The sequence below is a fragment of the Bradyrhizobium sp. SZCCHNR1093 genome, from assembly GCF_032381175.1.
Taxonomy (GTDB): domain Bacteria; phylum Pseudomonadota; class Alphaproteobacteria; order Rhizobiales; family Xanthobacteraceae; genus Bradyrhizobium.
On the sequence record NZ_JAUHJJ010000002.1, the window covers coordinates 1,103,178 to 1,125,826 of the forward strand.

Annotated in this window: 20 protein-coding genes and 1 riboswitch; of the genes, 9 read left to right on the top strand and 11 right to left on the bottom strand. The window is 67.2% G+C overall.

Going from position 1 to position 22,649, the window contains the following annotated elements; translation table 11 throughout:
- The 3 genes from QX070_RS10705 (at position 1) to ilvC (ending at position 2,695) form a co-directional block, all read left to right on the top strand.
- A complete protein-coding gene (locus tag QX070_RS10705; protein ID WP_315736890.1) occupies positions 1 to 690 on the top strand; it encodes a class I SAM-dependent methyltransferase in 690 nt (229 codons plus the stop codon).
- A gap of 229 nt (positions 691 to 919) precedes the next feature.
- Positions 920 to 1,525: a LysE family translocator gene (locus QX070_RS10710; RefSeq protein ID WP_315736891.1), complete on the top strand. Its 606-nt coding sequence runs from the start codon at positions 920 to 922 to the stop codon at positions 1,523 to 1,525.
- A gap of 150 nt (positions 1,526 to 1,675) precedes the next feature.
- The gene (ilvC, locus tag QX070_RS10715) at positions 1,676 to 2,695 is read left to right on the top strand and encodes a ketol-acid reductoisomerase (protein ID WP_315736892.1); all 1,020 of its coding nucleotides are present in this window, start codon (positions 1,676 to 1,678) and stop codon (positions 2,693 to 2,695) included.
- Between the two features lie 82 nt (positions 2,696 to 2,777).
- Here the strand turns inward: ilvC and QX070_RS10720 are convergent, their stop codons facing one another.
- The 3 genes from QX070_RS10720 to QX070_RS10730 all read right to left on the bottom strand — a co-directional run bounded on the left by QX070_RS10720 (position 2,778) and on the right by QX070_RS10730 (position 7,219).
- Positions 2,778 to 3,356, bottom strand: coding sequence for a hypothetical protein (locus tag QX070_RS10720; protein WP_315736893.1), 579 nt, complete (start codon positions 3,354 to 3,356; stop codon positions 2,778 to 2,780).
- Positions 3,357 to 3,426: 70 nt separating this feature from the next.
- On the bottom strand, positions 3,427 to 5,508 hold the full coding sequence (locus QX070_RS10725; RefSeq protein ID WP_409999159.1) for a TonB-dependent receptor domain-containing protein: 2,082 nt from the start codon (positions 5,506 to 5,508) through the stop codon (positions 3,427 to 3,429).
- Positions 5,509 to 5,603: 95 nt separating this feature from the next.
- Positions 5,604 to 5,822: riboswitch (cobalamin riboswitch) on the bottom strand.
- A gap of 284 nt (positions 5,823 to 6,106) precedes the next feature.
- The gene (locus QX070_RS10730) at positions 6,107 to 7,219 is read right to left on the bottom strand and encodes a DUF2336 domain-containing protein (protein WP_315736896.1); all 1,113 of its coding nucleotides are present in this window, start codon (positions 7,217 to 7,219) and stop codon (positions 6,107 to 6,109) included.
- A gap of 545 nt (positions 7,220 to 7,764) precedes the next feature.
- Here QX070_RS10730 and QX070_RS10735 point away from each other — a divergent pair.
- Together QX070_RS10735 and QX070_RS10740 are read left to right on the top strand one after the other, a co-directional pair.
- Entirely contained in the window at positions 7,765 to 8,622 is an 858-nt protein-coding gene (locus QX070_RS10735) for an SDR family oxidoreductase (protein WP_315736897.1), read from the top strand.
- Positions 8,622 to 8,930: a hypothetical protein gene (locus tag QX070_RS10740; protein ID WP_315736898.1), complete on the top strand. Its 309-nt coding sequence runs from the start codon at positions 8,622 to 8,624 to the stop codon at positions 8,928 to 8,930. Before QX070_RS10735 ends, QX070_RS10740 begins: the two co-directional genes overlap by 1 nt.
- Before the next feature lie 31 nt (positions 8,931 to 8,961).
- On the opposite strand, the gene QX070_RS10745 is transcribed toward QX070_RS10740, so the two are convergent.
- Positions 8,962 to 9,603, bottom strand: coding sequence for a response regulator transcription factor (locus tag QX070_RS10745; RefSeq protein ID WP_315736899.1), 642 nt, complete (start codon positions 9,601 to 9,603; stop codon positions 8,962 to 8,964).
- The gene (locus QX070_RS10750; protein WP_315737076.1) at positions 9,600 to 11,003 is read right to left on the bottom strand and encodes a sensor histidine kinase; all 1,404 of its coding nucleotides are present in this window, start codon (positions 11,001 to 11,003) and stop codon (positions 9,600 to 9,602) included. Before QX070_RS10750 ends, QX070_RS10745 begins: the two co-directional genes overlap by 4 nt.
- A gap of 189 nt (positions 11,004 to 11,192) precedes the next feature.
- On the opposite strand from QX070_RS10750, the gene QX070_RS10755 reads away from it, so the two are divergent.
- Entirely contained in the window at positions 11,193 to 12,125 is a 933-nt protein-coding gene (locus QX070_RS10755; protein WP_315736901.1) for a DUF2380 domain-containing protein, read from the top strand.
- A 191-nt stretch (positions 12,126 to 12,316) separates the two neighbouring features.
- Positions 12,317 to 14,026 carry a sulfatase-like hydrolase/transferase gene (locus QX070_RS10760; RefSeq protein ID WP_315736903.1) on the top strand — a complete coding sequence of 570 codons (1,710 nt, stop codon included), beginning with the start codon at positions 12,317 to 12,319 and terminating at the stop codon, positions 14,024 to 14,026.
- Between the two features lie 48 nt (positions 14,027 to 14,074).
- On the opposite strand, the gene QX070_RS10765 is transcribed toward QX070_RS10760, so the two are convergent.
- The 4 genes from QX070_RS10765 to QX070_RS10780 all read right to left on the bottom strand — a co-directional run bounded on the left by QX070_RS10765 (position 14,075) and on the right by QX070_RS10780 (position 18,508).
- Entirely contained in the window at positions 14,075 to 15,298 is a 1,224-nt protein-coding gene (locus QX070_RS10765; RefSeq protein WP_315736904.1) for an ABC transporter substrate-binding protein, read from the bottom strand.
- Positions 15,299 to 15,330: 32 nt separating this feature from the next.
- A complete protein-coding gene (locus QX070_RS10770; RefSeq protein WP_315736905.1) occupies positions 15,331 to 16,317 on the bottom strand; it encodes a tripartite tricarboxylate transporter substrate binding protein in 987 nt (328 codons plus the stop codon).
- 86 nt (positions 16,318 to 16,403) lie between these two features.
- A complete protein-coding gene (locus QX070_RS10775; protein WP_315736906.1) occupies positions 16,404 to 17,600 on the bottom strand; it encodes a CoA transferase in 1,197 nt (398 codons plus the stop codon).
- A 17-nt stretch (positions 17,601 to 17,617) separates the two neighbouring features.
- Positions 17,618 to 18,508, bottom strand: a complete 891-nt coding sequence (locus QX070_RS10780) for an IclR family transcriptional regulator (RefSeq protein WP_315736908.1) — start codon at positions 18,506 to 18,508, stop codon at positions 17,618 to 17,620.
- A 183-nt stretch (positions 18,509 to 18,691) separates the two neighbouring features.
- Between QX070_RS10780 and QX070_RS10785 the strand changes: the two genes are divergently transcribed.
- Positions 18,692 to 19,087, top strand: a complete 396-nt coding sequence (locus tag QX070_RS10785) for a rhodanese-like domain-containing protein (protein WP_315736910.1) — start codon at positions 18,692 to 18,694, stop codon at positions 19,085 to 19,087.
- 144 nt (positions 19,088 to 19,231) lie between these two features.
- On the opposite strand, the gene QX070_RS10790 is transcribed toward QX070_RS10785, so the two are convergent.
- Entirely contained in the window at positions 19,232 to 20,788 is a 1,557-nt protein-coding gene (locus QX070_RS10790; protein WP_315736911.1) for a glycine betaine ABC transporter substrate-binding protein, read from the bottom strand.
- Entirely contained in the window at positions 20,785 to 21,579 is a 795-nt protein-coding gene (locus QX070_RS10795) for an ABC transporter ATP-binding protein (protein WP_315736912.1), read from the bottom strand. The genes QX070_RS10790 and QX070_RS10795 overlap by 4 nt, the downstream gene beginning before the upstream one ends.
- Before the next feature lie 130 nt (positions 21,580 to 21,709).
- On the opposite strand from QX070_RS10795, the gene QX070_RS10800 reads away from it, so the two are divergent.
- Positions 21,710 to 22,516: an ABC transporter ATP-binding protein gene (locus QX070_RS10800; protein WP_315737078.1), complete on the top strand. Its 807-nt coding sequence runs from the start codon at positions 21,710 to 21,712 to the stop codon at positions 22,514 to 22,516.
- Positions 22,517 to 22,649: the final 133 nt, after the last annotated feature.

Here is a 22,649-nt window from a genome sequence, read left to right on the forward strand (position 1 = left end):
ATGCTGGCGCGCGACTGGTACTACAACGAACGCAACCGGATCGGGCTCGACCATGCCGTGGCCTCGATCTATGGCTCGGGCGATGATGCCGACGAGCGCGCGCGCGCCGCTCTGACGATGCTCGGCGTCAAGCCGGGTTGGCGGGTGGCCGACATCGGCTGCGGCAACGGTGTGCTGGCGACCGAAGCGGCGCTGCTGGGCGCGGTGGTCGACGCCATCGACATCTCGCCGGCGATGCTGGCGCTGACCCGGATCTACAGCCGCGACCGCCGTACCGCGGTGCGGATGCATTCGGCGGGGCTGCTGTCGTTCGCCTATGAGGCTGCGACCTACGACCTGATCGCCAGCGAGTTCACGCTGCACCATCTGCCGGACTTCTGGAAGGCGGTGGCGCTGGCGCGGATCTTCGCGGCGCTGAAGCCCGGCGCGCAATTCTTCCTGCGCGACATCGTCTATGTCAGCATGCCCGATGGCGCCGAGCGCTCAGTCGAGCAGTGGGCGGATTTCAACATCAAGAACCACGACCTCGCTCGCGACAGCGTCATCACCCACATGCGTGACGAGAACTCGACCTTCGCCTGGGTGATGGAGCGCATGCTCGCCGAGGTCGGATTCGTGACCGTCTCCGCCGACTACCATGCGCCGATGCACGCCACCTACGTGCTGCAGAAGCCGGCGGGGCAGGGCTAGGCGCTGATGTTTTTGCGCGACGGTGAGGTGGGCACGCTGCCACCCTCCCCTGGAGGGGGAGGGGCGGCTCACATCGCGCGAAGCTGCGATGTGAGCCGGGGTGGGGTGATGCCTCCACGCCGGAGCCGTGTCTGCGGCCCACCCCACCCCGATCGCGCATTGCATGCGCGATCGACCCTCCCCCTCCAGGGGAGGGTGAAGAGTCGTCGTGCGGAGAGAACTCATTAGAATGTCCCAGCAGCTCCTCATCGCCTTCGTCACCTTCGCGTTCGTGATGGCGTTCACGCCTGGGCCGAACAACATCATGCTGCTGTCGTCGGGCGTGACCCATGGCTTCCGCCGCACGGTGCCGCACATGATGGGCGTCAGCTTCGGCTTCGCCTTCATGGTCGGGGCCGTCGGCTTCGGCCTCGCCACGGTGTTCATCTCCTATCCGGTGCTGCAGGAGGTGCTGAAATATCTTGGCGCCGCCTACCTGATCTATCTCGCCGTGGTGATCGCGTTCTCCGGATCGGCCAAGCCGGATGACGACACGACGCCGCGCGGCCCGATGTCGTTCTGGGGCGCGGCGCTGTTCCAGTGGGTCAACGCCAAGGGCTGGGTGATGGTGATCAGCACCATCACCGCCTATGCCGCGATCGCCAGCTTCCCTGCCAATGTCGCGCTGCAGGTCGGGATCAGCTTCGTGATGGCGATCGGCTCGACCATCACCTGGACCCTGTTCGGGACGGCGCTGCGGCCGCTGCTGAGTTCCGAACGCGCGGTGCGCGGCTTCAACATCCTGATGGCGGTGCTGCTGCTCGCCTCGCTCTATCCCGTCTTCATGGACGCATGAGGGAGGCGGCCGCCATGCGAGATCGGGGTTTCCAAGCAGGGCCAAAATGCTCTAGACACGGGCCGGATTTCGTCCGGGCGCAGCCGCCCGTGCCTCACCCAAGCGTCTGACTTTTCAGCCAATTCCGGCCATCTCAAAGAGGAAACGACAATGCGTGTCTACTACGATCGCGACGCCGATCTGAACCTGATCAAGGGCAAGAAGGTCGTCATCGTCGGCTACGGCAGCCAGGGCCACGCCCACGCGCTCAACCTGAAGGATTCCGGCGTCAAGGACGTCGCGATCGCGCTGCGCAAGGGCTCGGCTTCGGCCAAGAAGGCCGAGGGCGCCGGCTTCAAGGTGATGGAAGTCGCCGAGGCCGCCAAATGGGCCGACCTGGTGATGATGCTGACCCCGGACGAGCTGCAGGGCGACATCTATCGCGAGCACCTGCACGACAACATGAAGCAGGGCGCCGCGCTCGTGTTCGCCCACGGCCTCAACGTGCATTTCAACCTGCTCGACCCGCGCCCCGATCTCGACGTGCTGATGATCGCCCCGAAGGGCCCCGGCCACACCGTCCGCTCCGAATACCAGCGCGGCGGCGGCGTGCCGTGCCTGATCGCGATCGCCAAGGATTCCTCGGGCAACGCCCATGACCTCGGCCTGTCCTACGCCTCGGCGATCGGCGGCGGTCGCGCCGGCATCATCGAGACCACCTTCAAGGAAGAGTGCGAGACCGACCTGTTCGGCGAGCAGGCGGTGCTGTGCGGTGGCCTGGTCGAGCTGATCAAGGCCGGCTACGAGACCCTGACCGAGGCCGGCTACGCGCCGGAGATGGCCTATTTCGAGTGCCTCCATGAGGTGAAGCTGATCGTCGACCTGATCTATGAAGGCGGCATCGCCAACATGAACTACTCGATCTCCAACACCGCCGAATATGGCGAATACGTCACCGGCCCGCGCATCGTCACGGCCGAGACCAAGGCGGAGATGAAGAAGGTGCTCGGCGATATCCAGTCCGGCCGCTTCGCCCGCGACTGGATGCTGGAGAACAAGGTCAACCAGACCTCGTTCAAGGCGACCCGCGCCAAGCTCGCCCAGCATCCGATCGAGGAGGTCGGCGCCCGGCTGCGCGACATGATGCCCTGGATCAAGAAGGGCGCGCTGGTCGACAAGTCGAAGAACTGAGTTCGCGCAGGACCTGCTGAGAATTGAGAACGGCGGGCCGAGGCCCGCCGTTTTTGTTTGGTAGGTGAGTCCTTAGGCTGTTTCAGGACGTCGCGCGGCGTGAGGCCAGCGGCGCGAGCAGGCGGACGATCTCGCTGACAGCGACCAGGCCGACGAGCCAGGCGGCGCTGGTCAGGCCGAGGCGGGCGACGATCGGGAGCGTGAAGCTCGCGGCACCGCCGAGCGCGGGCGTGGCGGCCAGCAGCACCAGCTCATACGCCGTGTAGGCGCCCAGCAGGGCGGCGGCAAAGGCGAGCGGAGCCGGGCTTGCGCGCAGAGCCTGCAGCACGCCCCGGGCCGTGGCAGTGGCGCTGAGCGCGGCGGCGCCGATCATCGCGCCCCAGGCCAGCGTGTTGGCATCGACCGGATAGTGCAGGGCGCCGAAGCCGATGCCCTGGTTGACCAGCCAGGCGCCGAGCATCACCGGCAGCGCCGTGCGCAGCGGAAGCATGGCGGCCGCAATCACGGCGAAGGCCGCAAACGGCGTCGCGCAGGCGAACACGAAGCTCGCCAGCGCACAGGCGGTCGTCAGCAGCGCGAAACAAAACGCGGCTGCATGCCGCGGCGGGACGGGCGCGAGGCGAGCCTCGGAACCTGAGGGGGCGAGGACGTCGAGAGTCATGGAACATCTCCTGTTGTTGCAATTGTAGTCCAGTTTTGAGGTGGCTGTCAGCCGCTTCGGGAGGTCTGCATCACTGCACGCCGAAGCTCGCGAGCCGGATGCCGCCGAACACGCCGAAGCCGGGCGCCAGGAAGCCGGTCGGGTTCTGGGTGTGACGGTTGAACAGGTTATCGATCCGGCCAAACACCTTGACCTGGTCGGACAGCGCGTAGTCGCCGCGCAGGTTCACGAGCGCATAGCCGGGTGCGACGAGGCCGGTGGTCATGCCGTCGCGGCTGACATCGAGCCAGTCGCCGACCCGCAGCAAGGTGGCCGACAGGCTCAGCGCATCGATCGGCAGCCAGGTGGCGGTGGCGCTCCATTTCTCCTTCGGCCGGCGCAGCAATTGCTGGCCGGTAGCCGCGTCGACGGCGCGGGTGAAGGTGTAGTCCGCGCGCAGCGATATCCGATCGGTGAGCCGCGCCGTCACGAAGCTCTCGGTGCCTTCGGTGGTGGCGAGGCCGACATTGGCGTAGGAGGTGAAGGTCGCGTTGAAATTGATCAGGTTGGTGATGCTGTTGTGGAAGTAGGTCGTGCCGAAGCGGACGCGATCGTCGAACAGCGGCTGTTCGAAGCCGGCATCGTAGCCGGTGCTCTGCTCCGGCCGGAGGTTGGGATTGGCGAAGAAGTTGAACGCCGGAAAATCCTGGTGCAACTGGCTCAAGGTCGGTGCCTTGAAGCCGGTGCCGTAGCTCGCCTTCAGCTTGGTCTCGGTGACCGGCAGGATCACCGCCGGCGCGATCCGGTAGGTGCCATGGCCGCCGAACTGGTCGTTGACGTCGTTGCGCAGGCTCGCCACGACGAACCAGCGCTTCGCGAACTCGGTCTGCAGCTCGACGAAGCCGGCCTTGTTGCCGTTCTCGGCCGAAAGGTCGGTGGTCTTCAGCCGTTCGGTCTGCTGCTCCAGGCCGACGATCAGGTTGTTGCGCGGGGCGAGCTCGGTCACCGCGTGCCAGTCATATTTGATGCGCTCGCCGGTCGCGACCGCGGCGACGGGATTACCGGCCGTCAGATCGGACGACCAGTTGTTCACATAGTTGACGCCGAAGTAGTTCCTGATGCGGCCGCCGAGCAGCGACCATACGGCTTCCTCGCGCGTCGCCAGTTGATGGACGGTATGGTTGCTCTGGGCGGCGTCGGGAAAGCTGGGAAAGCCGCTGTCGCCGGTGAACAGCAGGGTGGCGTCAGTGTAGCGGACCACCGAATTGAGCGTCCAGGCCTCGTTGAGATCGACGCCGAGCTTGGACGAGGCGGTGACGTTGTCGTAGGCGTTGCCGATCGCCTTCTGCCCCGCAGGCAGCAATTGCCACGGGGTCACCGGAACGTCACCGACGTGCAGATGCGCGACGTTGACTGCGTAGTTGACATTGTCCTGAGAGCCGCTCAGCCCCGCGCTCTGGTTGAAGGTCTTGAACGAGCCGCTCTCGACCGAGGCGGTCGCCCGCGCCGGTCCGTCGCCCTTGCGCGTGATCACCGAGATGACGCCGCCGATGGCATCGGAGCCGTACAGCCCGCTCTGCGGCCCGCGCAGCACCTCGAGCTGTTGGATGTCGGCGGCGAGCAGATGCGCGAAATCGAACGCGCCGTTGCCGTTGGTGACGTCGCCTGCGTCGATGCCGTCGATGATGAGCTTGGTGTGGTTGGCATTGGTGCCGCGCATGAAGACGTTGGTCTGGCCGCCCGGGCCGCCGGCCTGCACGATGTTCAATCCGGGGACCGTGCTCAGGATGTCCGGCACGGTGCGGGCCTGCTGCGCGGCGATATCCTTGTCGGTCACCACGGTGATCGCATTCGCGACGTTGGCGACCGGCGTCACAACGCCGGTCGGGCTGACGGCGACGGGGGCGCTGGCCGGCACTGCCGGCTTTGCAGCCGGCGTCTGCCGTCGCGCGGCGTTGCGGGTTGGAGAACCGCCGGACACCGCCGGCCCTGCGGCAGCCGGCTGGCGCGGCGCGTCAACCTCGACCGGCGGCAAAAGGTTGGGGGAGGCGGATTGCTGCGCGGCTGTCGGGAAAGCACCGAGCAGCGCAAACGACACGAGGACGCAGAACGACGACAGAACGGCGCGATGCCGCCTGGCATGGGGAACGGGAGACACGAGTGACCTCGGCATGACGTCAGTGGCACGTCACCGCGAACGAGGTCTCACGCAGGCCTTTGCAGACCTGCCTGAAAACGATGCCAATAACGCCCCGACCGGCATCCTCGCGTGTGACCACGGCTGACGGCAGGTCTCCTGGCTCGCGGGTCATCACCTCCACGTCGCCTTCCCGGGACCGAGATTTCCCAGTGGCCTATGACGCGAGATTCGCCGCTTACAGTTGCGGGGGCAGCTGCGGCCTTCGATCACGTCTCTTGCGAGACGCATCCGGCACCGCATTCCCTTTTGAGCCCCGGTCGAGGGGCACCGTCACGATCACCGTAGGAGTGCGGGCGCACCAAAGTCAATCCGGCGCCCGGTGATCTCCTGGCGATAACGCTGGCCGGTCGGCTTGATGATGCCCGGCCGCCTGCGACAACCATAGCTGTCGTCCCCGCGTTCGCAGGGACCCATAGCCGCCGGCGGTCGTGTGGCGAAGGACGACGATCCAGACATTTTTCCGCCAATTCACATCACGCTGTATGGGTCCCTGCGTTCGCAGGGACGACAGCGGAGTATGAGGAGGCTCGCGAGTCGTTGCTGATGAGGATTGCGTCTTGTGAGCACCCGCTCACTTCTCGACCTTGTTGTGCACCATCCAGAATCGCAGCGTGCGCTGGGCGGTGTCGAGCGACAGGCGGCCGTAGTCGCGTTCCGCGAGCTTGAGCGTGTCGCTGTCGATGGCGTGCTTGATCGGCCGGTGGGTCAGGATTTTCGCCACCACCGACCAGGCCAGCCCGGCGGCACGGCAGGGGATCAGCACGATGTCGGTGCGCGGGCCCTCGAGCACCTTGGCCATCATCTCGGTCGGGACGTTGTTGAGCAGGCCGAGTGCGGCGGAAACCTCGCCGAACCGGCGGGTCTCGGCGAAGAAGGCGATGGCGGCATCGTTGAGCTCGTTCAGCCCCTTCATGCGCTTGACGGCCTCTTCGGCGAGCGTGAAGTCGCGGCCGACCAGGCCGCCGTCGCTGCGCGCAACGTCGGCGATCGCCTTGAGGATCTTCTTGATCTCCTGTTGCAACGCCGGCGGCGCCGAGGCCATCAGCTTGGCGCGCACGGCTTCGGTGGCGCGGCGCAGGAGGTCGCGCAGGTGCTTGGTAGGCAGATCGATGCGCAGCCCGATGATCTCGGACAATTCGTCGTCGTCCTCGGCATGCGCCATCATCCCGGAATAGCCGGTATCGGAGAAGCGCGCGGTCTGGTTGTTGGCGAGCTTGCGGATGACCCGGCGCTCGCCGCGGTCGACGATGATGTCGGTCACCGCCTCGGTCAGATGCGGACGGCTGGAGATCGCCATCAGGTGATCCTGGCCCTTGGTCGCCGCGACCTCGACCAGCGTATGCTCGGTCAGCCGGCTCGAGTGCATCAGCACGCTCTCGGCCACCGAGATTTCGTCGTCACGGGCGAGCTGCTGGATCAATTCGACGGGCGCGTAGTCGACCGGCGCGAGATGCTTGGAGAGCTCGGCCCGCGCGCGGGTCTCTACTCGCGAGACCAGCATGCACAGCACATTGTCGAACACCTTGATCTGGTCCTCGGTGAGGCGTTCGCCGTCATGCAGGAACAGATTGGTGACCTGGCGCAGCGTGTTGACGCGCTTCGCCGAGGGGCCGCTGCGGACGGCCTCTTCGAGCTCGGTGATGATGGAGTGTTCTGAAGGCGGGAGCTGTTCTGGCTGTGACACGATCGCGCTCGTTTGTCCGGATGGCCGGAGCGACAGCGACGCGCTTGTGATCCCGCTGCAAGGCTCTCGGCCGGAGCAGTTTTCGGCACGGGCGATAACAACGCGTTAGGGTCGGAGGACGTAGTACCCCGGAGAAACACGGATACGGAAAATTAAGGCGATACGCGTAGAGGGGGACGACGAGCTGGAGCGCGGTCTTCCGGAGATTCGCCGGACAGGCGATGGAATGAGGCCCGAACACCTCCCCGCGGACGCGGCGACGACAGGCCAGCGAAACGGAAAGGTTAATGATCTCATAATGTCACGGACCTTCCTTCATCCAGTTTGCTCGCTGCCCTCGATCTCACGTCAGCTGTCATCCTCCCAAGCATTGAAACTTAAACCCCATTCTTGCCGCGGCCATTTTGCTGATGCGCCGTGCGCTGCGTGCGGTCTCCCGGTGTTCCAGGGCGGGCTCGGAAGAGGGATGATCTCGCGCGAAAAATCAGCGCCAGCATCGCGCTGCATCCCGTGCGATAATCGCCGCGCAAATCGTTGAGGTCGCCATGAAATCCGTCGTCATCACCGGCGCGTCCACCGGCATCGGCTTCGCCTGTTCGAAGCTCTTGCTCGCGCGTGGCTTCCACGTGTTCGGCAGCGTTCGCAAGCAGGCTGATGCAGACCGTCTGCGCAGCGAGCTCGGCGCCAACTTCACGCCGCTGCTGTTCGATGTGACCGACGAAGCGGCGGTGAAGGCGGCCGCCGGCGAGGTGCGAGCGGCGCTCAAGGGCGAGACGCTCGCCGGTCTGGTCAACAATGCCGGCATCGCCGTCGCGGGGCCGGTGACGGAGCTGCCGATCGAGCAGTTTCGCCATCAGATGGAAGTGAACGTCATCGGTCCGGTCATTGCGACCCAGGCGTTCGCGCCGCTGCTCGGCGCCGATCCGGCCATGAAGGGAGAGCGCGGCCGGATCGTGATGATCAGCTCGGTCGCGGGCCGCAACGGCAACCCGCTGATGGCGCCGTATTCGACCTCGAAGCATGCGGTCGAGGGGCTATCCGAGAGCCTGCGCCGCGAGCTGATGCTGTTCGGCATCGACGTCATCGTCATCGCGCCGGGGGCGGTGAAGACGCCGATCTGGGCCAAGGCCGAGGAGGTCGACCTGTCGCCGTATCAGGCCTCGCCGTTCTTCCCGGCGCTGCAGAAGATTCGTGGCTTCATGCTGCATCTCGGCAAGACCGGGCTGCCGGCCGAGACCATCGCCGCGCGGGTGGCCGACGCCTTGACCCTGCCGGCGCCCAGGGTGCGCTACGAGATCGCGCCCGATGCTATCAGGCAATGGATCGTGCGGGTGCTTCCGAAGCGGACCGTCGATCGCATCATTGCCAAGCGGCTCGGTCTGACGCCGGTGATCAGGGCCTGATGCCGGCGATGACGACCATCGGCAAGACCCAGGCGGAGCTGACCCGCCTGGTCGAGGAGGAGATTCGCGCGCAGCCGGGGTGCGAGACGGCACGCGTGCCGGCCGTTCATGCGCTCGACGTGCGCAGTGGCCGCAACTGGGAGATCCCGCACGTCGTTCTCGGCGATAGCCTGATCAGCGACGTCGACCGCGCCGTGATGAGCGTGCAGCGCCGGCTCGGGCGCGAGCTTCACCTGATCGATGATCCCGTCACGGAGCCAGCGTCGGAAGCCGCCGCGACGCCGCAGATCGACACCGACGACTCCTGACATTCCCTGCGCTGACGTGAGCCCTGCGGGCTCAGGTCAGCAGGCCCTGCCGCAGCGCCAGCCGTACCAGCTCGATGTCGCTGGCGACGCCGAGCTTGTCCTTGATCAGCGAGTGCAGGTTGGCAACCGTCTTCGGGCTGAGATGCAGCGCTGACGCGATCTCGTCGGTGGTCCGTTCGGCCAGCAGCATCTGCATCACCTCGAACTCGCGCGCGGACAGGACGTCGGCGGCCGCCCGCTCGCCGGAGAGCCGGCTGAGCGCGAGCTCGTGATCGATGTCGGGGCTGATCGCGATGCGGCCGGCGAGCACGTCCATGACGGCGCGCACGAGGGTCTCCGGCGGGCTGCTCTTGGTGACATAGCCGCGGGCGCCGGCGCGGATCGCCTGCACCGCGAAGCCCGCATTCTCATGCATCGTGAAGACGAGGATGCGCGCGCTACGATCCCATTGCCGGATGCGGCGGATACCCTCGATGCCGCCGACGCCCGGCATGGTCAGGTCCATGATGACGAGATCGGGCCTGACCTCCTTGAACAGCCGGTAGGCTTCGGCGCCATCGGCGGCTTCGGCGACCACGCGCAGTCCCGGCTGCTTCTGCAGCATCGACCTGTAGCCCTCGCGGACCACGGCATGGTCGTCGACCAGCAGGATGGTGCCGGCGGGCGCCGTCATGCCGCGCATGCCGCTTGCGGCTGGGTAGGCGAGAGGTCGGGCAGGGCCGGCAGCGGAATCTCGACGCGGAGTCGCGCGCCACCGCCGGAGGCGGCCGCGAAGCTCATCTGGCCTCCCATGGAGGCGACGCGCTCGCGCATGCCGAGCAGGCCCATGCCCGGCTTGTCGGGAGCTTCACCTGCGGGACCGTCGTCTTCGACGGTGAGCACGGTCGCGCTCGCCGGCCCGTCCTGAAGCGTCAACTGCAGCCGCACGCGCGTCGCTCCGGCGTGCTTGACGGCATTGGTGAGCGCCTCCTGGGCGATGCGGTAGAGGTTGGTGGCGATGATGCCGGGCAGTCGGTCGATGCCGCCCGACAGGCTGATCTCGAAAACGGTGCGGCCGTGCTGCCGCCTGTTCCACCCGGCGACGAGGCCTTCGAGGCTGGCGGCGAGGCCGAGCTCGTCGACATCAGGTGGACGCAGCCGCATCAGCGCGCCGCGCAATTGGTCCATCATGTCGCTCGCGGTGCGCGCGATGCCGTCGCATTCGCCCACCAAAGCGGGGCAATCCTGCGCCGCGCTGTGACGGATCGACGCCGCGAGCGCCCGGATCGCCGCCAGCGACTGGCCGAATTCATCATGCAGCTCGCGCGCGAGGTGGCGGCGCTCGTCGTCCTCCAGGGCGATCAGGCGCCGGGTCAATTCGCTGCGCTGGGCCAGCGCTGTCTCCAGCCCCTCGGCGAGCTGGTTGAAGGCATCGCGGATCGCCGACAGCTCGGCAAGGTCGAACGGCGGCAGCCGTGCCGACAGATCATGGGCCGCGATCCGCTCCAGCCCGGCGCGGATCAGCCGGGTCGGGCGCAGCGCGCGGGCCAGCGCGGCGTAGGCCAGAATGCACAGCAGCGCCAGCGCCGTCCCGAGCACGGGCAGCAGCCGGCTGAGCTCGCGCCAGGCCTCCGCGGTCATGACGCCGGCATCGGCCCAGACGACGGCATCGCCGGTCCTTTCGCCGCGAAAGCTGACCGGCCGTGCCGCTTCCCGGCCTGGATCGAACAGCCGCCGATACAGCATCGCGAAGGCGCGGGGCGGATCGTCCGTCTGCGCCTCGGCGCCGCCGCAGATGCGCTGCACGATCGCGCCGTCGACGCCGCGATAGGCGATGCACAGGCCCGGTCGCATCGCGGCGGCGGCGACCGCATCGAGGTCGGGAAAGCCGGCCGGCGGGCTGTTGACCCAATGCATCTTGCTTTGCTGCAATTGCAGCGTCCTGGCCGTGATCTCGGCGATCCGCTCATTGCGCGCATGCACCGAGCGGTCGGTGTCGAACAGCACATAGGCGCAGATCGCCCCAAAGCAGAGCGCCGAGACCACCGAGATGCGCAGGGTCAGACGGTATTTGAGGTCGTAGCGGGTCCACATCTTCGGCACGTCCATGGTAGCCCTGCCCGCCGGCATTTAACGGCAGAACCGCCTGGGCCAAAAGCGCTGCGGCCTGGTCGCCGTCACCGTCGTGAAAATTTCCCGTGCCGCGCCGGGACCGCGGCCGCTGCGGCCATAGCGCCGCTGCGCCTAGCTTTGGATCGCCAGACATCGCTGCAGGGGGATCCCATGTCGAACCGTCGCGTCGTCCGTTGTCTCGTTCTCGCGCTTGCTTTCGCGGCCGGTCCGGTCCGCGCCGCCTCCGGCGATGTCCCGGCTGTGCTGGTCGACGATTTCAGCTATCTCGACACGTCCGGCGAGCCGGTCGATCAGACCGCAGCGCATCAGCGGCGGCTGGATGCATTCATCGCCGCGCTCCGCAGCGACGTCGCCGCCGACGCGCGGCTGCGGCCGGTCAGCCCGTCCTGCGCGCCGTCCTGTCCCACCGATGCGTCCCCGGAGGTCCGGCTGCAGATGGCGGCCGAGGCCGGCGCAACCGTCGTGATCACCGGCGGAGTCCAGAAGCTCTCCACGCTGGTGCAGTGGGCGCGCGCCGCGGCCATCGACGTCGCCTCCCATCGGGTCGTCTTCGACAAGGTCTTCACCTTCCGCGGCGATAGCGACGAGGCCTGGCAGCGCGCTGCGATCTTCGTTTCGCGCCAGGTCCGTGACGCACTGGCGCCGCCGGAGCCGATCCGGCTGGCGCTGCTGCCGTTCGAGCTCGACGACACCAGCGCAGGCGCGGCGCTCGGCGAGACCGAATCCGACCAGAAGGGGCTGCAGGAGGCGACCGACGCGGTGCGGCAGCTGCTGGCACAGTCCGGGCGCTATCGCCTGGTGGACGCGGCCGGCGAGATCAAGCCGGGGCAGCCGGTGCGTGAGTGCGACGATTGCGAGGCCCGGGCGGCCCGCGCCGTCGGCGCCCAGCAATCGCTGCTCGGCATCGTCCGGCGGATCGGCCGCACCGAATACATCATCGGCTTTCGTGTCCGCCAGGCCGACAGTGGCGCGCTCGTCGCCGCCGGTGACAGCGGATTGCGCCTCGGCGCCAATTATTCCTGGAGTCGCGGCGCGGTGCGTCTGGTGCGCGAGCGGCTGCTCGAGACCGGCACCCAGAATTGAAAAAGGGCGAGGATCGGTACGCGAGGATGGCTGTGATGCCACCTCTCGTCGTGGCGCGAGACGACACGCCGCCCTCCGTGCAAATCCGGGCTGTTGTGATTTGTGACGATTTCATTACGGTCGGATGACAGGATAGGCTTCCTTGATCTGTCGGCATGCGCCGGCGAAGGGCGCCTGCATTCGACCGCCTGATGTCACTGACCCCGAACGACCAACCGATCACCACGCTCGCCGCGGCGAGCGCAACACGCTCCGCGGCCGTCCGGCTGTCCGCCGTCGCCGCGCCGCATGTCGCGGCGCTGGCCCTGATGCTGCACACCGAGACCGATTTCGGCTCGCGGCTCGGCTTCGTGCTGGCCTGGGGCATCCTGAACTGCTTCTGGCTGGTGCTGCTGCGGCGGCCCGCGGTGTCCGGCGCGTTGGCGTTGACCATGGTCGTGGTGCTGGTGCTGCTGTCGCAGCTCAAGCACGCCGTGGTCCAGATGACGGCGAACTTCGTCGACGTGATGCTGATCGACCACGACAGCGCGGCGTTCCTGTTCACGATCTTCCCGAACCTGAAGCTGTCGGTGCTGGTGGCGGCCGCCGTTGTGCTGCCGCTGATGGGGCTGCTGTGGTGGGCGGATCCGTTCCGGATCGCGCGGCTGCCGGCGCTGGCCGGCAAGCTCGCCTGCCTTGCTGCGCTCACGCTGTATTCGCTCAACTGGCGCGACGAGACCTGGCGCGGCTATTATGACGACGGCTATCTGTCGAAATTCGCCCGCTCCGGCGTCACGGCGGTGTCGGACTTCGTCGCCAACGGCTTCATGGAATCCGACGCCACGGCTGATCGAAGTCTGGCTGCCTTCGTCCCGGATTCCTGTCATCCGGCCGCGCGCCGGCCGAATATCGTGCTGATCCACGACGAATCCAGCTTCGACATCCGCTCGGCGCCAGGCATCAAGGTGCCGGATGGCTATGGCAGCCACTTCAAGTCGTTCGACGGCAAGGCGCGGCAGTTCATGGCCGAGAGCAATGGCGGACCGAGCTGGTTCACCGAGTACAACGTGCTGGCCGGCTTGTCGTCGCGCTCGTTCGGCCGCTTCGCCTATTTCGTGACCCGGATCGCGTCCGGCCGGGTCGAGCGCGGCTTGCCGCTGGCGCTGCGCAATTGCGGCTACGACACGGTGTCGCTCTATCCCGCGCAGGGTGCCTTCATGAGCGCGCGCAGCTTCCAGACCACGGTCGGCGTCGATCGTTTTCTCGACGCGCGCGATCTCGGCGCCAAGGGCGTCGAGCCCGACGGCTTCTTCTACGATGCCGCGCTCGATCTAATGCAGCACCGGCCGCGCGGAAAGCCGCTGTTCATGTTCGTCTATCTCGCCGCCAACCATTTCCCGTGGGAGACGACGTTCCGGCCCGACCTGACGCCGTCCTGGCGAGCGCCCGGCAATCTGCCTTCGATCGATGAGTATCTGCGCCGCCAGGCGATGAGCGCGACGGACTATCAGCGCTTCCTCGCCAGCCTGAAGAAGCGCTTCGGCGACCAGCCGTTCCTGATCGTGCGCTACGGCGATCACCAGCCGGAGTTCTCGCCGCACATTCTCGATCCCAAGCTCGACGAGGCCGGCATCGGCGAGAAGCTCGAGAGCTACGATCCACGCTATTATCAGACCTATTACGCCGTCGATGCCGTCAATTTCGAGCCGCGCCAGAGCGCGGTCGTGATGGATCGGATCGACGCCGCCTATCTGCCGCTGGTCACCTTGGAGGCGGCCGGCATTCCGCTCGATCCGTCCTTTGCCGAGCAGAAGGAGATCATGCTCCGCTGCAAGGGCGTGTTCTACGCCTGCGGCGACGGCGCCGAGGCGCGCCGCTTCAACCGCATGCTGATCGACGCCGAGCTGATCCGGGGGCTGTGACCGGCCGACGCCAAGGTCGGCCGGGCAACGTGTTTGCAACGCCCGCTGCTACTCCGCCGCCGTGTCGGTGACGATGCCGCCGATGTTCTGCCAGTGCGCGCCGTCGAACTGGATCATCTGCAACTGCTTGTTGACGCGATAGTCCGTCGGCGAGGTCGTGATGCTGATGCCGGGCAGCAGCATGCCGAGCTCGACACGGTTGAGGTTAGTGGCCTGCTTCAGCACGTTCTCTCGCGTCAGCTCGTCGCCGCACTGCTTCAGCACCTGGACCAGGAGCTCGGCGGTGATGTAGCCATAGACGTTGAAGTTCGAGCCCTTGTCGCCGTCGGGATAGTACTTCTCCATGAAGGCGAGATAGCGCTGTACGCCGGGGTCGTTCTTGAAGCCTTCTTCGAGCGGATCCTTGACGTAGCCGACGCTGATCAGACCCTTGGCATTCTCGAGCCCGGCGGGCTTCAGGGTGGCGCCCATCGAATTGGCGTTGATGTCGACGATGTGGACCGGCTTCCAGCCGAGCTCGGCGACCTTCCTGATCGCCTGCGCGGCCTGCTTCGGCGTCGAGGCGCTGAACAGCAGGTCGGCGCCAGCATCCTTCAGCTTCAGAATCTGCGAGTCGATCGTGGGCTCGGTGATCTCGTAGGAGGTCTCGGCGACGATCATCTTGGCGGCCTTGTCGCCCAGCCCGGCCTTCAGGCCGGCGAGATAGTCGCGGCCGAGATCGTCGTTCTGGTAGAGCACGCCGATCTTGGCGTCGGGATAGGTCTTGAGGATGTATTGGCCGTAGATGCGGCCTTCGACGACGTAGCTCGGATTGAATCCCATCGTCCAAGGAAAATGCTTGGGATCGGTGAAGCGCGAGGCGCCGGTGGCCGCGAACAGCTGCGGCACCTTCTTCGTGTTGAGATATTTCTGCACGGCGACATTCGGTGCGGTGCCGATGATCTGGAACGTCAGCAGCACCTCGTCGCTCTCGACCAGCTTGCGCACCTGCTCGACCGTCTTCGGCGGTGAATAGGCGTCGTCATACTGGATCAGGTTGATCTTGCGCCCGTTCACGCCGCCCTGGTCGTTGATCATCTTCATATAGGCGGCCTGCGCCTTGCCGATGGTGGCATAGGCCGACGCCGGGCCGCTCAGCGGCACGGTCTGCCCGACCTTGATCTCGCTGTCGCTGGCGCCGGTATCGTACTTCTTCTCGGCGGCCAGCGCCGGCGCGGTTGCCGCGAGCGACAGCAGAGCAAGCGCGGCCAGCGCGGTGGTCCCAATCCTCATCACATCCACTCCCTGAATATCTTTTGTGAAACTCACTCGGCCTTGATGGCGGCGTCGCGGATGACCGCGCTCCACTTCTTGGTTTCGTCGGCGATGAACTGGCCGAACGCTGCAGCGTCGCGCGGCTGCGGATCGAGCCCCTGGGCGAGCAGCTTCTGCTTCACCTCGGGTGCGGCGAGATCGGCGAGGATCTCGCGCGACAGCCGGTCGACGATCGGCTGCGGCGTCGCGCCCGGCGCCATGAAGCCGTACCAGCCCGACGCGACCACGTTCGGCAGGCCCTGCTCGCGCAGGGTCGGCGCCTGCGGATAGATCGCGCTGGGCTCGGTGGCGGCGACGCCGAGCACGCGGAACTGGCCGGCCTGGATGTAGGGCAGCGCGGTGCTGATCGCGGTCAGCGTCGCATCGACGCGGCCGGCGAGCAGCTCGGTGTAGGCCATCGAGTCGCCGCGGAAGGGAATGTTGAGGCCGGTCACCTTGGCGTCGCGGAACAGCAGCTCGGCCGCGAGATGCGGCTGCGAGCCGGCACCCGGCGAGGCGAAGGTCAGGCCCTCGGGCTTGGACTTGCCGTAGGCGATCAGCTCGGCCAGCGTCTTGAACGGCGCGTTGGCGCTGATCATCAGGAAGATCGGCGCAACGACCGTGCCGGCCACGGGGCGCAAGTCCTTCACCGGATCGTAGGTCAGCTTGCCGAACAGCGCTTCGGCGGTGACGTAGGGCGCGGCGGCGTAGAGCAGGGTGTAGCCGTCGGGTGCGGCGCGGGCGACGAGGTCGTTGGCGATGCGGCTGCCGGCGCCCGGCTTGTTCTCGATGATGAACTGCTGGCCGAGATGGTGCTCGAACTCCAACGCCAGGAGGCGCAGCGAGATGTCGCTGGCACCGCCCGCGCCATAGGGACAGATCAGCCGCACCATGCGGGTCGGCCAGTCGCCCTCGGCGCGTGCGAGAGGGCCGTTGCCCAGCGCCAGCGCGGCTCCTGCGCCGAGCAGGCCGCGGCGCGTCATCGTCGGTTGTCTCATCGCGCGTCTCCCTGTCTGCTGCATCCGTTGTCCGGGCTGCTCCGGCGCGTTCTTCGCCGCGCCTTGTCGTCTTTGCTCGCGCCGCGTCAGATCACCTTCCTGCGGGCGAGATCGTCCATCTCCTGGTCTGATAGTCCGAGCCAGCCCTGGTAGATCTCGCGGTTGTCCTGGCCGACGTCGCCGGCGGCATGGCGCAGCGTGGCGGGATCGTTGCCAAAGCGCGGCACGACGTTCGACATCGCCACCGAGCCGAAATCGCGGTCGGGCACGCGCGTGATCATCTCGCGCGCGATCGCCTGCGGATCAGTCGCGATCTGGTCGATCGCGTAGATCGGCGCGATCGTTCCCTTGGCCGCGGTGAAGCGGGCGACGACATCATCCAGGTCATGCGCGGCGCACCAGGCGGCGAAGATCGCGTTGAGTTCGGCCGCATGCTTCACCCGCGAGGCATTGTTCGCGAAGCGCGGATCCTCGATCAGGTCAGGACGATCGATCGCGCGACAATTGGCGGCGTAGAGCGCGTTGGTCGAGCCGGCGAGCGTCACCCAGCGATCGTCGCGGGTGCGATAGACCGCGGCCGGCGCCGAGTAGCCGTTGGCATTGCCGATCCGGCTGCGGCTGAAGCCGAGCTGGTCGTGCTCGACCGGCAGCACGTCGAGCAGCCGGAACACGGCCTCCGTCAGCGCCAGGTCGATCTCCTCGCCCGGCGCCCCGGGATCAACAGCCCGCTTCCACAACGCTGCCAGCACGCCGAGTGCGCCGAACGCGCCGCCGATGGCATCGCCGATCGGATAGCCCGGATGGGTCGGCTCGCCCTCGGCCTCGCCGGTGATGTAGGTGAGCCCGCCCATCGCCTCGAAGATGCGGGCAAAGCCCGGACGGTCGCGGTACGGCCCGTCCTGGCCGAATGCGGTGGCGCGCAGGATGACGAGGCGCGGCTGGATCGACCACAGCACCTCTTTCGTCAGGCCCCAGCGGTCGAGGGTGCCGGGGCGGAAGTTCTCGATCAGGACGTCGAAGCGCGGCAGCAGCCGCTTGAACAGCGCGAGCCCCTCCGGCGTGCGCAGGTCGAGCGTCGCGAGGCTCTTGTTGCGGTTGGCGGTCTTCCACCACAGCGGCTTGCCGTCCTTGAACGGCGGAAAGGTGCGGACACCGTCGCCATGGCCCGGCATCTCGATCTTCAGAACCTCGGCGCCGTAGTCGGCGAGCAGCGTCGCAGCGAACGGTGCGGCGATGATCGTCGCGATGTCCAGAACGCGCAAACCCTGGAGTGGCCCGGCCATGTCGTGATGCACCTGTCTCAGCCGGCTTCGGCCGCAAGCGCCGGCTCCGGCGCGCGCCTGATGATCTCGGGCTCGGCTTCGTTGATGAGCGCCCGGATGCTGGCGGCGAGCGCCGTGATGCGCGGACCGATCTCGGCCTCGAGCTGACCCGGCTGCAGCCGGAAAGCGGGAATGCCGCAATTGATCGCGAAGGCGCGGCCGGAGCTGTTCGCGTAATGCAGCGGCGCAGCGACGGCGTGAATCGCGGGCATGTATTCGCCGACACAGGTGCAGAAGCCGCGCTCGGCACATTGCGTGATGCCGCCGAAATAGAGCGTGCGGAAGCTGGCCCATTGCCTGGCATCGTCGGCGGCGAGCTGCGCGTCGAAGCGCGCGGCTTCGGCTGGAGGCAGGATCGCGGCCGCCGCGCGTCCCATCGCGGTCGCGACCACGGTGATCGGCATGCCGATGTCGGGAACGTGCGGCCCGACATCGCCGGAGCGCGCCGTCTCGACATACACCACGGCGTTGCCGTCGAGCAGGCCGATCGAGACGGTGCCGCGCACGCTGGCGGCAAAATCCTGCATCAACGGTCGTGCGAGCTGCCGGAACGGCATGTCGGCGAGCAGCGGATGCGCCATCCGCAGCGCGCGGACACCAAGGCGATATTTCGCGAGGTCCTGGTCGAAGGAGAGATAGCCGAGCTCAGTGAGCGTGTGGGTCAGCCGGGCGACCGTAGGCCGCGGAATTCCGGTGCGCACCGATATGTCCATGTTTCCGAGCACGGGAGATTCCGTCCCGAACGCCTCCAGCACGATGAGGCCCTTGGCCAGCGTGGTGGCAAAGGCGGCGTCGCCGGCGCTGTCGGCCAGCATCGTTTCGAGGGCGCGATTGCGGACGGCGAGGGCGGATCGTGGAGGTGCGGGCATGCGGCGGAGAATGATCCAGGAATTTTGGAGAGTCCATATATTTGTAGATGTAATGATTAAACGTCCACTATGTGGACAAATGTCGGACGTGCGGTGGCCACGCGCGATGCTCGCCCGATCGTGGCTTGTGACGCGGGTGGAGGCCCGCTACCGGTGCCGCCTCAACGTCCGGGAGGCCAATCGATGTCGACATCAGTCAAGCAGATGCTGGAAGCCGCCAACGCCGCGGTTCCGAAGATCACGCCGGCCGAGGCGCAGGCCATGATCGCCAAGGGCAACACCCTCATCGTCGACGTGCGCGATGCGCCGGAGGTCGAGAAGAGCGGCAAGATTGCCGGCGCCGTGCACGTTTCGCGCGGCATGCTCGAATTCCGCGCCGATCCGGACTCGCCCTATCACGACAAGAATTTCGCCAAGGACAAGAGCGTGATCCTGTATTGCGCCTCGGGCGGCCGCTCGGCGCTGTCGGGCAAGACGCTGAAGGATCTCGGCTACGACAAGGTGTTCAACGTCGGCGCGTTCAAGGACTGGGCCGAGAATGGCGGCGCGGTGGAGAAGCCGATCGAGCCGGGGATGTGAGCGTGCCCAGCTGATTGGTGCGGCGGTCGCAGCGCCAACCACCGCCGTCATTGCGAGCGAAGCGAAGCAATCCAGGGCTCCGCAAGGACTCTGGATTGCTTCGGCGCTACGCGCCTCGCAATGACGTGCTGCGAAGGCGAAGGCTTACTTCGCGATCTTGCTCCACAGCCAGCGCGCCACCGCCTGCGGCGAGGACTGTGCGTCACTACCGGAAGCGCGCAGATTGGCCTGCTGCATGGTCGCGATGTCGATGCGGCCGAGCAGCGGCCGTAACGCATCCTGCAATGCGCGGTCCTCGGCGCGCTTCGGCGACAGCAGCAGGATCGCGTCGTAAGGCGGGATCGCCTGCTTGGGATCGTCGAGCACGACGAGGTCGTATTTCGCGATCAGCCCGTCGCTGGTGTAGCCGGCGATGACGTCGACCTCGCCGGACGCGACTGCCGCATACATGAAGTCCGGCTGCATCTGGCGCTGGGCGCGGAAGGCGAGACCATAGGCGTCGCGCAGGGCCGCCCATTCCGGGCGCGAGAAGAACTCGTAGTCGCCGGCGATCGACATCTCGGAGGCATGGCGCGCGAGGTCGGCGATCGAGCGGATGCCGAGGGCTTCCGCCTTCTTGCGCGGCATCACCAGCGCATAGGCGTTCTCGAAGCCGAGCTCGCCGAGCAGGGTGACCTTGTCCTTGGCGAGATCCTGCTTCAACGCATCGAGCAGTGCGACGCGCGGCAGCTGCTCCGTGTGGTGGAACTGGTTCGCCCACAGCGTGCCGGAATACTCGACATAGAGATCGATGTCGCCGCTCTTGAGCGCACCATAGATGACGCTGGAGCCGAGGCCGGCGCGGGATGTGGCCGTGAGGCCTGCCGCCTGCAGCCGTTCGCTGAGCAGCGCCGACAGCACATATTGTTCGGTGAAGGTCTTGGCGCCGATCACGTAGCGCGCGGACGTGCCGGCGAGCGAGGGCAGCAGGCTGGCACCGACCATCAGCGCGATCGTCGCGGTGCCGAGGCCCACGCGGGCGCGGCTGCGCGTGCGCAAGCCATGCTCGATCAGCGCTAGCAACTGATCGACCGCAAGCGCCAGCACCGCGGCGGCGACGCAGCCGAACACGACCAGCACCCAGTTCTGGGTCTGCAATCCGGCAAAGATGTAGTTGCCGAGCGAGGTCTGGCCGATCGGCGTCGACAAGGTCGCGGTGCCGATCACCCACACCGCCGCGGTGCGGATGCCGGCCATGATGACCGGCAGCGCCAGCGGCAGCTCCACCATCGTCAGCGCCTGGCGCTCGGTCATGCCGACGCCCTTGGCGGCCTCAATCAGGCTGGCGTCGACGCCGTTCAGCCCGGTGATGGTGTTGCGCAACACGGGCAACATCGAATACAGCGCCAGCGCCAGCATGGCCGGCAGGAAGCCGAAGGCCGAGAACGACAGGCCGAACCAGCGCAAGCTCAGTGCCGCCAGCGCCAGCAGCAGCGGATAGAACAGCGCCAGCAGCGCCAGTCCCGGCACCGTCTGCACCACGCTGGCGACGCCGAGCAGCAGATTGCGCAGGGCAGGGCGATTGCGCGCGACGAGCGCGAGCGGGAAGCTGATGGCGAGACCGAGCGCGAGCGCCGCGATGCTGACGCGCAGATGGCTGCCGAGATAGTCGGCGAGATGCGACAGCGCCTCGGCGAAGCGTGGATCCGACAGGACGCTCATGCCGCCCCGCTGTCGGGCAGCAGCGCCACCAGCCGCGCCGCCTGCCGCCGCGGCGTCGTCATCAGCTCCGTCACGTAGGGGTCGCGGCTGGCCGCGAGCTCGGCCGGCGTGCCGACCTCGACGAGGCGTCCGCCGCGCATCACCGCGATGCGGTCGGCGAGCAGCAGCGCCTCGGTGATGTCATGCGTGATCATGATCGTGGTCAGCGCGAGCTTGTCGTGCAGCGCGCGATAGTCGCCGCCGAGCGCATCGCGCGTCAGCGGATCGAGCGCGCCGAACGGCTCGTCCATCAGCACGATGCGCGGCCGCGCCGCGAGCGCGCGGGCGACGCCGACACGCTGGCGCTGGCCGCCGGAGAGCTCGTGCGGCAGCCGGTCGCGATGCGCCTTGCGGTCGAGCTGGACGAGGTCGAGCAGCTCGTCGACGCGCGTGGCGATCTCGGCCGGCGGGGTCCCCAGCAGCCTGGGGGTGATGCCGATATTGGCGGCAACCGTCATGTGCGGAAACAGCGCCCCGTTCTGGAACACATTGCCAACCCGGCGACGCAGGCTGACAGGATCGAGGCCAGCGATATCCTCGCCGGCAATCCGGATCGTGCCGCCGTCCAGCTCGATCAGGCGGTTGGTCAGCCGCAGCAGCGTGGTCTTGCCCGAGCCGGAGCCGCCCACGATTGCCAGGAACTCACCCTCGGCGATCTCCAGCGATACGCCGTCGACCGCGGTCACAGCGCCTGCCGCGCCGGGGAAACTCTTGCGGACATTGGCGTAGACGATGAACGGCGTGCGCTGCATGCGGCCTTGTGGAACGGTTGGCCTTGGGCTCAGGCAGAACACCTAGCACGTCCGGCCGCCGCGTTGAACTTCGCCCCGCAAGCGGCTAAGCCGTCCCGGCCATTCTCGGGGGAGGAACTTGGACGTGACGATGCCCACGGCCGCCGCGGTCGCGCTGGAGCGAACGACGGTGGCATTCCGTCTCGCCGGCGGACGCACCTACACCGCCGTCGAGACGGCGGATCTCAGCGTCGCCGACGGCGAGTTCGTCGCCATCGTCGGGCCGACCGGCTGCGGCAAATCCACCCTTCTCAACGTGGCGGCGGGCCTGCTGAAGCCGGCGGCCGGCAGCGTGCGGATCTTCGGCCAGCCGCTGGCCGGCCTCAATCGCGACGCCGGCTACCTGTTCCAGGCCGATGCGCTGTTCCCATGGAAGACCGCGCTGGAGAACGTCGCGATCGGGCTGGAGGTCGCGGGCACAGCATCGAAGGATGCGGCCGCCAAGGCGCAGCAATGGCTGACCTCGGTCGGCCTTGGCGCATTCGGCAACCGCTATCCGCACATGCTGTCGGGCGGCCAGCGCAAGCGCGTCGGCCTTGCCCAGGTGCTGATCCGCAATCCGCGTATCATCCTGATGGACGAGCCGTTCGGGCCGCTGGACGCGCAGACGCGGCAGATCATGGGCAATCTGCTGCTCGATCTCTGGAATGCCGACCGCAAGGCGGTGCTGTTCGTGACCCATGATCTCGAGGAGGCGATCGCGCTCGCCGACCGCGTCGTCATCATGTCGGCGGGGCCGGCCTCGCGCATCATCGGCGACTGGCGCGTCACGCTGCCGCGCCCGCGCGACATCTTCGAGGTGCGCATGAAGCACGAGTTCCACGAGCTGCACCGCGAGATCTGGCAGACGCTGAAGGCCGAGGTCGAGAAGACCTACAAGCAGGCGGAGGCAGTGTGACGGGGCGTTTGCAGGGCTTGAGCTGTCGCGCGCTTCCTTCTCGGCCACGGCGGTGCGCTCCCTCCCCCCTTGCGGGGGAGGGTTGGGGTGGGGGGTACCCAGCAAAGATTGGTGCTCGTGGCACCCCCACCCC